At 65.4% G+C, this 12,826-nt stretch carries 10 protein-coding genes; 5 read left to right on the top strand and 5 right to left on the bottom strand.

Annotated elements, in window-relative coordinates; translation table 11 throughout:
* The first annotated feature begins 120 nt into the window (after positions 1–120).
* Positions 121–1,725, top strand: coding sequence for a PAS domain-containing methyl-accepting chemotaxis protein (locus tag K0F85_RS11830; protein WP_219116224.1), 1,605 nt, complete (start codon positions 121–123; stop codon positions 1,723–1,725).
* Here K0F85_RS11830 and K0F85_RS11825 read toward each other — a convergent pair.
* From K0F85_RS11825 to K0F85_RS11815, 3 genes are all read right to left on the bottom strand, one after another.
* A complete protein-coding gene (locus K0F85_RS11825) occupies positions 1,673–2,545 on the bottom strand; it encodes a DUF2071 domain-containing protein (RefSeq protein ID WP_219116223.1) in 873 nt (290 codons plus the stop codon). The two genes, K0F85_RS11830 and K0F85_RS11825, sit on opposite strands and share 53 nt — an antisense overlap.
* Positions 2,546–2,607: 62 nt before the next feature.
* Entirely contained in the window at positions 2,608–3,390 is a 783-nt protein-coding gene (locus tag K0F85_RS11820; protein ID WP_219116222.1) for a 3-hydroxybutyrate dehydrogenase, read from the bottom strand.
* 92 nt (positions 3,391–3,482) lie between these two features.
* On the bottom strand, positions 3,483–4,559 hold the full coding sequence (locus K0F85_RS11815) for an AraC family transcriptional regulator (protein ID WP_219116221.1): 1,077 nt from the start codon (positions 4,557–4,559) through the stop codon (positions 3,483–3,485).
* Positions 4,560–4,713: 154 nt separating this feature from the next.
* On the opposite strand from K0F85_RS11815, the gene K0F85_RS11810 reads away from it, so the two are divergent.
* The 4 genes from K0F85_RS11810 to K0F85_RS11795 all read left to right on the top strand — a co-directional run bounded on the left by K0F85_RS11810 (position 4,714) and on the right by K0F85_RS11795 (position 9,847).
* The gene (locus K0F85_RS11810) at positions 4,714–6,324 is read left to right on the top strand and encodes an FAD-binding oxidoreductase (protein WP_219116220.1); all 1,611 of its coding nucleotides are present in this window, start codon (positions 4,714–4,716) and stop codon (positions 6,322–6,324) included.
* Entirely contained in the window at positions 6,321–7,901 is a 1,581-nt protein-coding gene (locus K0F85_RS11805; RefSeq protein ID WP_257572704.1) for a glycerol-3-phosphate dehydrogenase/oxidase, read from the top strand. The genes K0F85_RS11810 and K0F85_RS11805 overlap by 4 nt, the downstream gene beginning before the upstream one ends.
* A gap of 122 nt (positions 7,902–8,023) precedes the next feature.
* Complete coding sequence (locus tag K0F85_RS11800) at positions 8,024–8,263, top strand: hypothetical protein (RefSeq protein WP_219116219.1); 240 nt, start codon at positions 8,024–8,026, stop codon at positions 8,261–8,263.
* Positions 8,264–8,266: 3 nt separating this feature from the next.
* Entirely contained in the window at positions 8,267–9,847 is a 1,581-nt protein-coding gene (locus K0F85_RS11795) for an FGGY-family carbohydrate kinase (RefSeq protein ID WP_219116218.1), read from the top strand.
* 12 nt (positions 9,848–9,859) lie between these two features.
* On the opposite strand, the gene K0F85_RS11790 is transcribed toward K0F85_RS11795, so the two are convergent.
* Both K0F85_RS11790 and K0F85_RS11785 read right to left on the bottom strand, forming a co-directional pair.
* Positions 9,860–11,218, bottom strand: coding sequence for a diguanylate cyclase (locus K0F85_RS11790; protein WP_219116217.1), 1,359 nt, complete (start codon positions 11,216–11,218; stop codon positions 9,860–9,862).
* 289 nt (positions 11,219–11,507) lie between these two features.
* The gene (locus K0F85_RS11785) at positions 11,508–12,701 is read right to left on the bottom strand and encodes a PLP-dependent aminotransferase family protein (protein WP_219116216.1); all 1,194 of its coding nucleotides are present in this window, start codon (positions 12,699–12,701) and stop codon (positions 11,508–11,510) included.
* Positions 12,702–12,826 lie beyond the last annotated feature (125 nt).

Here is a 12,826-nt window from a genome sequence, read left to right as displayed (position 1 = left end):
AATTTTGTTAATAATAAAATATTAAAATAAAGATGTCATTGCCGTTTCCGCTTTCCTGGCTGGCAACCGTTCCTTGTCTGCATACCCGTCATCGTACGGGCTACTTCTGAGGATGTGACCATGCGACTCAATCTTCCCGTCAGCGATACCGAGATCACACTGAGCGATACCGAGACCATCGTCTCGACTACCGACTTGCAAGGCAATATCACGTATGCGAACCCGTATTTCATCGCCGTCAGCGGTTACAGTGCGGAAGAATTGATCGGCGCGCCGCAAAACATCTTGCGCCATCCGGACATGCCGGTCGAAGCGTTTGCCGATTTCTGGGCCACCATCCGCTCGGGGCGCTCGTGGAGCGGCATGGTGAAAAACCGCTGCAAGAATGGCGATTATTACTGGGTGCTGGCGAACGTGACGCCGGTGGTGGAAGATGGCGTGGCCGTCGGTTACATGTCCGTGCGCACCAAGCCCACGCGCCAGCAGGTGGCGCAGGCGTCGGCCCTGTATGCCCGCATCAAGGCGGGCCAGGCCGACGGTATCGCCCTCAGCCAGGGCGCCGCCGTGCGCACGGGCTGGCTGGCCAGGCTGGCGAGCGTGCGCGACATGGCCATCGGCCGACGCATCGCCTGGAACCTGGGAGCGCTGGTGCTGCTCTTGCTGTTGCAGCTGGCCTGGGATACGGGCTTGTTGCCGGCTGCTGCCCACGACTGGCTGACGGGCCTGTCCGTGGCCGCCTTGTGTCTGGCTGTGTATTTCTGGCATACCCTGCACAAGGTGGTGCTGCGGCCGCTGCAGCAGGCGCGCCAGGCATGCGACGTGATGGCGGGCGGCGACCTGACGGGCGAGCTCGACACCACGCGGCGCGACGAGATGGGGCAGCTGCTGCGTTCCTTGCGCCAGTTGCGCGTGAACCTGCATTCCATCGTCGGCGATGTACGCGGCAATTTCCTGCGCATCAGCATGGCCAGCCAGGAAATCGCCGCCGGCAATATGGATTTGTCGGGTCGCACGGAAGCGCAGGCATCGGCCCTGCAGCAGACGGCATCGAGTATGGAGCAACTGGCGGCGACGGTGCAGCAAAACAGCGGCAACGCCGTGCAAGCCAGCGATATGGCGGGCAAGGTGCATGGCCTGGCGGGGCGCGGCGGGGAGATAGTCGGCCAGATGGTCACCATGATGACTGAAATTAACGCTTCATCGAAGAAGATCGGCGACATTACCGGCATCATCGAGGGCATTGCCTTTCAGACGAATATCCTGGCCCTGAACGCGGCTGTCGAAGCGGCGCGTGCCGGCGACCAGGGGCGGGGATTTGCCGTGGTGGCAGGCGAAGTGCGCAGCCTGGCCCAGCGCAGCGCGGCGGCCGCCACGGAAATCAAGCAATTGATCACGGCCTCTTTGGCGCAGGTGCAGGCGGGCGCGAAGCTGGCGCAGCAGGCGGGCGCCAGCAGTGCCGAGATGCTGGGCGCCGTGCAGGGCGTGCACGGCATCATGGAAGAGATCGCCTCGGCTTCGCGCGAGCAAAGCCACGGCATCGGCCAGGTCAACATGGCGGTCACGCAGATGGATGAAGTCACGCAGCAGAACGCGGCGCTGGTAGAAGAATCGGCGGCCGCCTCGGCGTCGCTGCAAGACCAGACCTTGCAGCTGGAGCAAGCCATGGCCCTGTTCAAGCTGGAACGGCGGCGCCGGGCGACAGCAGGCGCTCTGACAGCGCCTTGAAGGCAACCTTGGGCACGAGAAAGGCAAACGGCGTTGAAACGGGCGGCAGCTGCCCCAGCAAGCTGCAGTCGCTGCGCAAGGCTGTCAGCGCTAGCACTTGATCCAGATCAACGGGCAGATCGATTTCGCCGAAGACCAGCTGCTCGTTACGCGGCACGTGCGCGATGGCCGCATCCTGGCAGGCCAGGAAGGCAACGGCATCGTGCCAGTTGCCGAACAGTTGCTGCCAATGCGTATCGAGGCCTTGGTTGGCCGTGATATCGGCCTGCACCTCCAGCGCGGGGGCGCTGCCGGCGCCGCCTGCAATGGTGCAGCGGGCTTGCGTGGCCGTCACGTCCAGCGTCATGCCGGCGGCCAGGTGTGTCGGCAATATATCGCTGAACAGGCGGGTACCGAGCGCATGGGGCAAGCTATCCATGATGTTTTTCAAAAAATACACGCAAGGCCCGTCCGGTGCTCCCGGCGGCGTATGGTCCAGGTACAAGCGCCAGTTGCTTTGCAGGGGAGAGGGCAGCAGCCGGCGCAAGGGGCCGAGCAGGGCCGGGCCGAAATGCCCGTGGCGGTAGGTCAGTACGGTAAACGGCGTCTTGCCGCCGCGCTGCCACAAGGTCACACCGGGAGGCAATAATTTCTGCGCGGCGGCGGCATCGACCAGCCAGCTCACGTAGACGACGTCGCGCACGTCGCTGTGCAGGGTCAGGAAAGGCAGGCGTGATAGCACGGCCTGGCGCACGTTGGCGAAATGCGTGCAATTGGCGAGCGCGGCAAACAGGCGCCCCGGCCAGCCCGCGCACGGGTGGCGGTAAGTGTTGTCTTGCAATTGGGAACTTTCAGATGCGGTGATGCAGGCGGATGGCGCCGCCTGCCGAATGCGTTGCCTACTTATTGCATGTGCCAGCCGTGGCTCACCACGATGGATTGTCCGCTCAGGGCGTTCGATGGGAACGCTGCGAGGAAGATGGCTGTTTGCGCCACGTCCTGCGTGGTGGTGAATTCGCCGTCGATGGTGTCTTTCAGCATCACTTTCTTGATCACGTCTTCTTCGCTGATGTTCAGCTGGGCCGCCTGTTCGGGGATTTGCTTGTCGACCAGCGGCGTGCGTACAAAGCCGGGGCAGATGACGTTGGCGCGGATGCCATCTTTTGCGCCTTCCTTGGCCACCACTTTGGCCAGGCCCAGCAAGCCGTGCTTGGCGGCGACGTAGGCGCTCTTGAACGGCGAACCTTCGTGCGAGTGCACGGAACCCATGTAGATGATGGCGCCGCCGCGACCGGCCTTGATCATTTCGCGCATGCAGGCGCGCGTGGTGAGGAAGGCGCCGTCCATGTGGATGGCCAGCATCTTTTTCCATTGATCGAACGGGTAGTCGACGACGGGGCTGATGATCTGGATGCCCGCGTTGCTGATCAGGATATCGATGCCGCCGAAGTGGGCCACGGCATCCGCCACGCCCTGGTCGACTTGCGCTTCGCTGGAGACATCCATGGCGACGGCAAACGCCTGGCCACCCGATTGCTTGATTTCTTCGGCCGTCTTGCTGGCCGCTTCCAGGGCCAGGTCGGCGATGACCACCTTGGCGCCCTGTTTCGCGTATTCAATAGCCATTTCCTTGCCGATGCCACTGGCGGCGCCGGTAATCAGTGCGACTTTGTCTTTGAGTTGCATATTAATCCTTTGCATTGCGGGTTGGAGTGATCGTGGGAAGTCAGACTATGCCAGTATAGCCAGAAAATGCGCCAGGCATGGCCCGCGCACGCCTACAAACCGGCTGGCCGTGCCTGCAATTGCTGCAGGCGCCAGGCGCCGGGATTGGTACCCGCCCATACGCGGAACGCGTGGTTGAACGCGCTCTGTTCCTGGTAGCCGAGCAGGAAGGCGATGTCGACCAGCGACAAATCCGGCGCGCGCAGATAATCGCGCGCCAGGCCGTATCTGGCCTGGTCCAGCAGGCACTGGAAGCTGGTGCCCGCGTCGGCCAGCTTGCGCTGCAAGGTGCGCGGCGTGACGGCCAGCGTGGCGGCGACGCTGGCCAGCCGTGCCGAACCCTGGCGCAAGCCCGCCACGATGGCCGCGTGGACCTGTGCTTCGATGGCGCCGCCGCTTTCCGCTGCGGCCTGGCGCTGCGCCAGCAACTGTTCGGCATGCTGGCACAGCACGGGGTAGAGGCTGACGTCGGCGTTCGGCACAGGCCAGTCCAGCAATTGCGCGTCGAAGGTGGCCGTGTTGGCGTCCGCACCAAAGGCGGGCAGGCTGCCCAGCACGCGCACGTATTCGTCGCGATGCGTGGCGTGACGCAGCAGGTCGCCGCCGCCATCATGGCTGAACGCCAGCCGGGCCGGCGGCAGCGGCATGCCCGCCAGCCAGTCGCCGCAGACGCGAATGCCGGCAAAGACGCTGTCGACCAGGTGCCGGCTGGCGCCCGGGTAGTTGCTGGCCCAGCGGTAATGCGCGACGGCGCCATCGCGCTGCAGGGTCGAGCGGCCCAGGTCGTGCGCCAGCCGCTCATAGCGGGCCGTCTGTTCCAGCGCCTGGCCCACATTCTTGCAACTGAGCAGTATCAAGCCATACGCGCTGTAGGTTCCCATGCGCACGCGCTGGCCCACGTGCAGGCCGAAATGCGCGTCGCCCGCCAGCTGCGCGCCCGCATCGAGCAGGCGCACGTAGTCGCGCGCGGCCAGGCTGGCCACGCACGCTTCCAGGCTGTGCGGCGCCACGCCAGCGGCCTGCGCCAGGCTGGCCGTTGCGATGCCGTGCGCGCCGGCCGCTTCCAGCAGCGGCTGCAGATAGGCGCCAGCGACCCTGCCTTCCGCGTGGTGGCGATCAGTACTTGTCATGATGGAACAATGCGATTGTCATGAAAAACCAATACCCTTCGTGTGTGGCGGCATATGCTATTGATCTGGCAAGAAAATCAGGCAAGGACAGTATAGCAAGCCGCCGTGGCGCGCAACTGGTGCAATCAGCTGGACCAATAAGAGGGGGATGTCGATGCAACGCTGGAATGGCTGGGGAGACGAGAGCATCACGTATGCGCTGGGCGAGGACGCGCTGGCCTTTCTGGGCCAGCGCCTGGGGCCGGGCAGCCCCGTGCTCGATGCCACTTTCGACGACGCCTGCGCGCGGGTGCCCGTTTCGCGCCTGGCGCCGCATCCGCTGATCGACACCCGGCCTGCCACGCGCGTGCGCCATGCCCTCGGTCAAAGCCTGCCCGACTGGTTCAAGCTGCGCCATGGCCGCCTTGGTGCCGTGCCCGATGGCGTGGCCTTTCCCGACAGCGTGCTGCAGGTGCGCCAGCTGCTCGCGTATGCGCGCCAGGCGTGCGTGGCCGTGATACCGCACGGTGGCGGCACCAGCGTGGCCGGGCACCTGACGGTGGCGGCGGGGCCGCGCCCCGTGCTGGCGCTGAGCCTCGTGCGCCTGTGCGCGCTGGGCCACCTGGACCGCGAAGCGCAGCTGGCCACGTTCGGCGCAGGCGTGTATGGTCCCGACCTGGAAGCGCAGCTGCGCGCGCATGGCTACACCCTGGGCCACTATCCGCAGTCGTTCGAATATTCGACGCTGGGCGGCTGGATCGCCACGCGCTCGTCGGGCCAGCAATCGTTGCGCTATGGCCGCATCGAGCAGCTGTTCGCGGGCGGCGAAGTCGAAACGCCGGCCGGCACCTTGAGCATCCCCACTTTTCCCGCCTCGGCGGCCGGCATCGACCTGCGTGAAATGGTGCTCGGCTCCGAAGGGCGGCTGGGCATTTTGACGCAGGCCACCGTGCGCGTCTCGCCGCTGCCGCCCCATGAAGCATTCCACGCCGTGTTTTTCGCCGACTGGGGCCAGGCGCAAGCTGCCGTGCGGGCGCTGGCCCAGTCGCGCCTGCCCCTGTGCATGCTGCGCCTGTCGAATGCGCTGGAAACGCAAACCATGCTGACCCTGGCCGGGCACAAAAAACTGGTGGGACTGCTGCAGCGCTACCTGGCCCTGCGCGGCTGCGGCGAAGGCAAGTGCATGCTGATGGTGGGCGTCAGCGGCGATGCGAAACCGGCGCGCGCGGCCCTGCGCGGCGCGCTGGCGCTGGCGCGGCGGCACAAAGGCGTGCATGTGGGGCGGCACATGGGCGACAAGTGGAAGCAGGGGCGCTTTCGCAACGTCTACCTGCGCAACGGCGCCTGGGAGCATGGCTATGTCATCGACACGGTGGAAACGGCCGTCGACTGGCCCCGCGTGACGCCCATGATGGCGGCGCTGGAGCAGGCGGGCACCAAAGCGCTGGCGCAGCACGGCGAGCAGGTGCACGCGTACACGCACCTGTCGCACGTGTACGCGCAGGGCGCCAGCGTCTACACCACGTATGTCTACCGGCTGGCGCCCACGTATGAAGAAAACATGGCACGCTGGCGCACTTTGAAAGACGCGGCCAGCGCCGCCATCGTCGCCAACGGCGGCACCATCAGCCACCAGCATGGCGTGGGCACCGACCACGCGCCGTGGCTGGCGGTCGAAAAAGGGGAACTGGGCATCGCCGCCATGCGCGCGCTGCTGCGCCATTTCGACCCGCAGGGCATGATGAATCCCGGCAAACTGCTGCCCGAGGCCGGGGGCGGATTGTGAATGCAGCGCAGCGCAGGGAGGATTTGCCCGGCATCCTCGCGCGCGACTGGGATGTGCTGATCGTCGGCGGCGGCATCACGGGCGCCGGCATCTTGCTGGAAGCATCGCGGCGCGGCTTGACGGCGCTGCTGGTGGAGCAGCGCGATTTCGCCTGGGGTACGTCGAGCCGTTCCTCGAAACTGGTGCACGGCGGCCTGCGCTACCTGAAGCAGGGGCAGTTTGCGCTGACGCGCGAGTCGGTGCATGAGCGGCAAGCCTTGCTGGCGGATGCGGCCGGGCTGGTCGAGCCGCAGGGCTTCGCCTTTGGCGACTACAGCGGCAGAAAACCTGGCCGGCGCCAGTTCATGCTGGGCCTGGCCATCTATGACGTGATGGCGGGCCGGCGCGCGCGACGCTATGTCGATGCGGCGGACTTTGCCATGCTGGCGCCACACCTCCGTCGCGAGGGCCTGCAGGGCGGCATGTTGTACCAGGACGCGAAGACGGATGATGCGCGCCTGGTGCTGCGCGTGCTGCAGGAGGCGCGCCGCCATGGCGGCGTGGCCGTCAATTACCTGGGCGTGGCATCGCTGCTGCGCGACGATGGCAAAGTCGTGGGCGCCGTGTTGAACGATGGCCTCGGGGACGCGAAGCCTGCGGTGCGCGCGCGCCTGGTGATCAGCGCCACGGGCGCCTGGGCCGACGCCTTGCGCGGCCAGGTGGGCGAAAAGCCGAAACTGCGGCCCCTGCGTGGCAGCCATCTGCTGCTGCCCGCCTGGCGTTTGCCGCTGGCGCAAGCCGTCAGCCTGATGCACCCGCACGATGGCCGCCCCGTGTTTGCGTATCCGTGGGAGGGCGTGACCCTGGTCGGCACCACCGATGTCGACCACGGCGCCAGCCTGGACCTGGAACCGGCCATCACGCGCGGCGAATTCGATTATCTGCTGGCGGCGCTGCGCTGGCAGTTCCCGCAACTGGCGCTGGGCGAGAACGATGTGCTGGCCACGTTTGCCGGCGTGCGCCCGGTGATCGGCAGCGGCCAGCTTGACCCGTCGAAGGAAGCGCGCGAACATGCGCTATGGCTGGAAAACGGCTTGCTGACGGTAGCCGGCGGCAAATTGACGACGTTTCGCGTGATCGCCCTCGACGCCCTGCGCCGCGCCGCGCCGCTGCTGCCGGGCTGGCAGGCGGATTTGCGCCCCTTGCCGATTTTCGACGCCACGCCGCCCTTGTCGGGCAAGGCCTTGCTGCTCGATAGCGAGCAGCGCGAACGCCTGCTGGGGCGTCATGGCGCGGCCGCGCAAGCGCTGTGCGAGGCGGCGCAGGACGGCGAACTGGAGCCGATTCCCGGCACGCAGACCCTGTGGGCGCAGCTGCGCTGGGGTGCGCGCAGGGAAGACGTGCAGCACCTGGACGACTTGCTGCTGCGGCGCACGCGCCTCGGTCTGCAACTGGCCGGCGGCGCGCTTGCTATCATGCCGCGCCTGCGCGCCATCTGCCAGTCTGAATTGGGCTGGAACGATGCGCGCTGGGACGAAGAACAGCAGCGCTACCTGATTCTGTGGCGCCGCCATTACAGCGTGCCGCAGGGCGGCTGAAGCAACGAGAAAAACAACGATAAAAAGAGCACAAGGAGAGCATCATCGAGACCATCCTGTTTGGCCAGCCCCTGGCGCTGGGCGACGCCCGCATCACCTACGACAGCCTGTCGCCGCTGGACTTGCGCCAGAGCGTTGACGTCCTGCTCGACGACCTGGGCGAAGACCTGCTGCAAATTACCTGCGCGAATGGCGACATCGTCGACGTGGGCTGGTATCCGGCCTGGCATGCGCGGGGACGCTTGCGCGTGGTGGCAGTGCGGGGACAGGACTGGGAGGCGCCGGTGTTCAGCGCGCAGCCGGACAAGGACCCGCAGGCGCTGCTGCAAGCGCTGCGCGCCGCGCTGGCCAGCGTGGCATAAGCCATGGCTTCCCTGGCGGGCGATGGCCCGTATATCCTTGCCATCGATAATGGCACGCAGAGCGTGCGCGCGCTGCTGTTCGACCGGGACGGCAATCTGGCGGCCAAGGCGCAGGTGTTCCTGGAAGCGTATTACTCGGAGCACCCCGGCTGGGCCGAGCACGACGCCGACGGCTACTGGCAAGCCGTGTGCGAAGCGTGCCAGCAACTGTGGCGCGGCACCGTCATTGAAAAATCGTCGGTCATGGGCGTGGCGGTGACGACGCAGCGCGGCACGGTGGTCAACGTGGATGAACACGGCGTACCCTTGCGCCCTGCCATCACCTGGCTGGACCAGCGCAGCACGCGCGACATTCCACCGCTGGCGCTATGGTGGCGCGCCGCCTTCCGCACCACGCGCCTCGATGGCACGATCGCGTATTTCCGCCGCGAGGCCGAGATCAACTGGATCGCGGCGCACCAGCCCGACATCTGGCGGCGCACGCACAAATTCCTGCTGCTGTCGGGTTTTTTGAACCACCGCCTGTGCGGAAAGTATATTGATTCGACGGGGTCGCAAGTGGCGTACATTCCGTTCGACTACAAGCGCCATGCCTGGGCCGGGCGCTTCGACTGGAAATGGCAGGCGCTGGCGATTCAACGCTCCATGCTGCCCGAGCTGGTGGCCCCGGGCACGCGCATGGGCGCCATCACCAGGGCGGCCGCTGCGGCGACGGGCATCCTGGAAGGCACGCCGCTGCTGGCGGCCGCCGCCGACAAGGCGTGTGAGGTGCTGGGCGCCGGCTGCGTCGAGCCGCATGTGGCCTGCCTGAGCTACGGTACTACGGCCACCATCAATACGACCAATCGCAAGTATGTGGAAGTGACGCGCTTCATTCCGCCGTATCCGGCCGCCATGCCGGGCGCCTACAGTACGGAAGTGCAGATATTTCGCGGCTACTGGATGGTCAACTGGTTCAAGGAGCAGTTCGGCGACCGCGAACGGGCGGCGGCCGCCGAAGATGGCACGGGCTTGTCTGCCGAGGCGCTGTTCGACCGCCTGGTCGAAGCCGTGCCGCCCGGGTCCATGGGCTTGATGCTGCAGCCGTACTGGAGTCCCGGCATCAAGGTGCCTGGCCCGGAAGCGAAGGGCGCCATGATCGGTTTTGGCGACGTGCACACACGCGCGCACATCTACCGCGCCATCCTTGAAGGCCTCGCGTATGCGCTGCGCGAAGGCAAGGAACGCATCGAGCGGCGCAGCGGCATCGCCATCACGGAGTTGCGCATCGCGGGCGGCGGTTCGCAAAGCGACGCGGCCATGCAACTGACGGCGGACATCTTCGGCTTGCCCGCCGCGCGCGCCCACGTGTATGAAAGTTCGGGCCTGGGCGCGGCCATCGCCGTCGCCGTGGGCCTGGGCTGGCATGCCGATTTCCCCGCCGCCGTGCAAGCGATGACGCGCAAGGGCAAGGTATTCCAGCCGCACCCCGAGCACAGTAAAATCTACGAACAGCTATACCGGCGTGTGTACCAGAAAATGTATGCGCGGTTGCAGCCGCTGTACCGCGAAATCGCCGATATCACCGGCTATCCTGAAAAGTGACGCTGAAAGCGGCTAGCGCAGGACGAGTGCCTTGACCGTTTCCCAGGCCGCGCTGCCCGACTGCGTGACGCGCACCTGGTTGCGGCCCCCTTCCTTGGCCACGTACAGGGCGCGGTCGGCGGCGACGAACAGCGCTTCGCGGTCGTCCAGTTGGTGCGGGTAGATGGTCGCCACGCCGATGCTGACGGTGATCCACGGCGAGGTGCTTGAGCGCGGGTGTGGCAATTGCAGTGCCTCGATGTGCGTGCGGATGGCTGTGGCCAGGTGCAGGGCGGCGTCGGCATCCGTGTCGGCGAACAGCAGGACGAATTCCTCGCCGCCGTAGCGGGCTGCCAGATCGCCCGGGCGGGCGGCGTGCGAGGCGATGGCTTGCGCCACCTGTTGCAGGCAGCTGTCGCCGGCCGGGTGGCCCAGGCTGTCGTTGTATAGCTTGAAGTGGTCGACGTCGAGCACCACCAGCGACAGGGCGCCGCCGCCGCGCACGGCGCGCTGCCATTCCTTTTCCAGGAAACTGTCGAAATGCCGGCGGTTGGCGATCTGCGTCAGCGGGTCGAGGTAGGCGGCGCGCTGCAAGGCGTCTTCCGACTCCTTGTGGTGCGTGATGTCGTGCAGCAGGCCGATATACAGGGGCTGGCGCAAATACATGGGCGTCAGGGTCAGGTCCATGCTCAGCGTCTCGCCGTTGCGGTGGCGGACCGCCACTTCGCGCGTGCCGTGCTTGTGCGCCTTCTCCGGATTGGCCGCGTACATGGTGAAGTAATCGAGGTATTCCTGCGTCACGAGGGGGCTGAGCAGCTCGCCGATGAAGCGCCCGGCCAGTTCGTTTTCGCGGTAGCCCAGGTACTGGTCGCAGGCCGGGTTGGTGTACTGGATGCGGCCATCGGCTTCGATGATCAGCAAGCCCTCGGCCATGTTGTTGACGATGGTGCGCAGGCGCTCGGCCTGTTCCTGCTGGTTTTCATTGTTGCTGCGGATTTGCAGCTGGGCGCGCACGCGCGCGCACACTTCGGCCATGCGCAGCGGCTTGCTGATGTAATCGACGGCGCCGCAGTCGAAGCCGGCCACCACGTCGTCCGTTTCCGTCTTGGCGCTCATGAAGATGACGGGGATGCCTTGCGTCAGCGGGTGCTGCTTGAGGCGGCGGCACGTCTCGATACCGTCCATGTCCGGCATCAGCACATCGAGCAGGATCAGGTCGGGATGGACGCGCTGGGCAATCGCCAGCGCCCGTTCGCCGGACGTGGCGACATAGGTTTGATAACCTTGCTCGCTCATCAGCTTGCGCAGCAGCTCAAGGTTGGCCGGCGCATCGTCGACGATCAAAATGGCGGCGTCGCGCCGCTGGGAATGTCCCACACTGCCTGAACTCATTGCTTCCGGCCTTCTCGATGTACTTTGCGTTGCCAGCGTTTGCTGCACTGTCGGTGATGCTGACCGGGTTCAAATCGGATACTGCGATCAAATCATACCGCTTTGCCAATTTTTTGGGTGAAAAAATCGAGCTTGCGAGAGGTGGAAAGTGTTGTTTTTATAATATTTTTAAAAATAAATACACGCAGTTGTTATCGTGAAGGCGGTTTTTGGGCGGAAAAGACGCGTGCCCCTTGACGCAGGGGCAGCAGGGACGCGCCCCGCAGCAGGCGGGGCGCGAAGAGGCGCGTTACATTTTTGCGGCGATCAGTTTGCCCAGGATGGCGATGCCTTCCCGGATGCGTTCCGGCGGCACCGTCACGAACGACAGGCGCAGGGTGTGTGTTTCCGGCGTGTTCGCGTAGAACGGCGCGCCCGGCACGAAGGCGACCTTGTTGGCGATGGCTTCATCGAGCAATTTCATGGCGTCGATGTGCTTTGGCAAGGTGACCCAGATGAACATGCCGCCTTCCGGGCGGGTCCAGGTTACGCCGGCCGGGAAGTGCTCGTCCAGCGCCGACAGCATGGCCTGGCATTGGTTGCCGTACAGGCTGCGGATGCTGGGGATATGCCGCTCCAGGAAGCCATCCTTGATGACTTCATGCACGACCATCTGCGTCAGTTGCGAAGTGTGCAGGTCGGCCGCCTGCTTGGCCAGTTCCAGGCGGCGCACCAGCGGCAGCGGCGCCACCACATAGCCGAGGCGGATGCCGGGCGTGAGCACTTTCGAGAAGGAGCCCATGTAGATCACGCCGTCCGGATTCATGTTGATCATCTTCGGATACGGTTCGCCGCTGTAGCTGAGGGCGCCGTACGGATCATCCTCGATCAGCGGCAGGCCGTGGCGGGCGCAGGTTTCCACCAGTTCCACGCGGCGCGCCACGGACAGGCTGCGCCCTGTCGGGTTCTGGAAGTTCGGCAGCGCATACAGCAGGCGCGCGCCATCGGCGACGGGGTTGATCGACGCCGGCACCAGACCTTCGTCATCGGTATCGACGGAAACGAATTCGGGGCGGTAGACGGAAAATGCCTGCAGTGCGCCCAGGTAGCTGGGGGTTTCCACCAGGACCTTGCTGCCTTCGTCGATCAGCACCTTGCCCAGCAAGTCCAGCGCCTGCTGCGAACCGGAGGTCATCAACACTTGTTCCGGCATGATGCTGCTGCCATTGCTGGAGAGCGAGTCGGCGATCCACTGGCGCAGCGGCAGGTAGCCATCGGTCGGGCCGTATTGCAGGGCCACCTTGCCATTATTGGACAGGACCTTGTCGAAGGCGGTCTTCATTTCTTCCACGGGGAAGGTGGCGGGCGAGGGCAGGCCGCCGGCAAACGAGATGATCTCGGGACGCTGCGTGATCTTCAGGATTTCGCGGATGAACGAGCTTTGCAGCTGTTCCGCGCGTTCGGCAAAGCGCCATTGGATCGGATTCGGATTTTCAATTTTCATACGAGTCTCACGGAAGATGCCGAGCTGCGCCGGCTGGATTTGTTGGCCCGCTTGTGGCGGTGCGTGCGCAAGCGGCGCCGGATAGGCGCTGCCATGGTGCTGCGGTATTGTACGGCTTGCACGCC

The sequence above is a fragment of the Janthinobacterium sp. UMAB-56 genome, from assembly GCF_900095265.1.
Lineage (GTDB): Bacteria > Pseudomonadota > Gammaproteobacteria > Burkholderiales > Burkholderiaceae_D > Janthinobacterium.
The sequence above is the reverse complement of the archived record's forward strand: the minus strand, read 5'-3'. Positions and strand labels throughout refer to the sequence as shown.

What these genes read in the sequence shown, in the direction of transcription:
- K0F85_RS11830 (WP_219116224.1), top strand. Translation starts at nt 121, where the DNA reads ATGCGACTCAATCTTCCCGTCAGCGATACCGAGATCACACTGAGCGAT.
- K0F85_RS11820 (WP_219116222.1), bottom strand. Translation starts at nt 3,390, where the DNA reads ATGCAACTCAAAGACAAAGTCGCACTGATTACCGGCGCCGCCAGTGGC.
- K0F85_RS11815 (WP_219116221.1), bottom strand. Translation starts at nt 4,559, where the DNA reads ATGACAAGTACTGATCGCCACCACGCGGAAGGCAGGGTCGCTGGCGCC.
- K0F85_RS11810 (WP_219116220.1), top strand. Translation starts at nt 4,714, where the DNA reads ATGCAACGCTGGAATGGCTGGGGAGACGAGAGCATCACGTATGCGCTG.
- K0F85_RS11795 (WP_219116218.1), top strand. Translation starts at nt 8,267, where the DNA reads ATGGCTTCCCTGGCGGGCGATGGCCCGTATATCCTTGCCATCGATAAT.
- K0F85_RS11790 (WP_219116217.1), bottom strand. Translation starts at nt 11,218, where the DNA reads ATGAGTTCAGGCAGTGTGGGACATTCCCAGCGGCGCGACGCCGCCATT.
- K0F85_RS11785 (WP_219116216.1), bottom strand. Translation starts at nt 12,701, where the DNA reads ATGAAAATTGAAAATCCGAATCCGATCCAATGGCGCTTTGCCGAACGC.